The organism is Acidiplasma aeolicum (genome assembly GCF_001402945.1).
In the GTDB taxonomy this organism is placed as follows: domain Archaea; phylum Thermoplasmatota; class Thermoplasmata; order Thermoplasmatales; family Thermoplasmataceae; genus Acidiplasma; species Acidiplasma aeolicum.
Window position 1 is genome coordinate 1 of the sequence record NZ_LKBG01000194.1, and the last position, 662, is coordinate 662.

Genomic DNA, 662 nt, shown 5'->3' on the forward strand with positions numbered 1-662 from the left:
GAGTACAGCATAAACATAGGCATGAATATGATACACGAAAAACTCTCAATGCTTAGCATTTCACAATATAGCATATAAATTAACGGGATACATAATGACATATATAGGCATAATAGGAGGAAGTGGCCTTTACACATTAATGACGGAAACTGAGACTGTTGATGTTGATACGCCATATGGCAAAACATCAGATAAGATCGAGATTGGAAGAATAAATGGTGTTGAGGTTGCATTTATTCCAAGGCATGGTAAAAAGCACACAATTCCACCGCATAGGGTCAATTACAGGGCAAATATATGGGCATTAAAGCATATTGGCGTTGAGCGAATTATTGGGCTTAATGCAGTTGGCTCTTTAAAGGAGGACTACAGCCCTGGCGATATCGTTGTGCCCGATCAGTTTATTGACCTGACAAGAAGGCGTGATTTAACCTTTTATGATGGCCCGGATGTTTATCATATATCAATGGCAGACCCATTCTGCCCGGAGATAAGCAGAAAAATATATGAAACCGGAAAATCATTAAATTATAATATACACAGTTCCGGAACGTATGTATGCATAGAGGGCCCAAGGTTTTCAACAAGGGCTGAATCAAAATTATTTCATACATTTGGTGATATAATAGGCATGACGCTTGTTCCAGAAATAAATCTTGCGG

General features: G+C 38.7%; 1 protein-coding gene. It reads left to right on the forward strand.

The window, feature by feature from the left end:
* Window positions 1–94 precede the first annotated feature (94 nt).
* Window positions 95–662 (forward strand): phosphorylase family protein (locus AOG54_RS04410; RefSeq protein WP_055032477.1); only part of this gene is annotated, 568 nt, incomplete at its 3' end.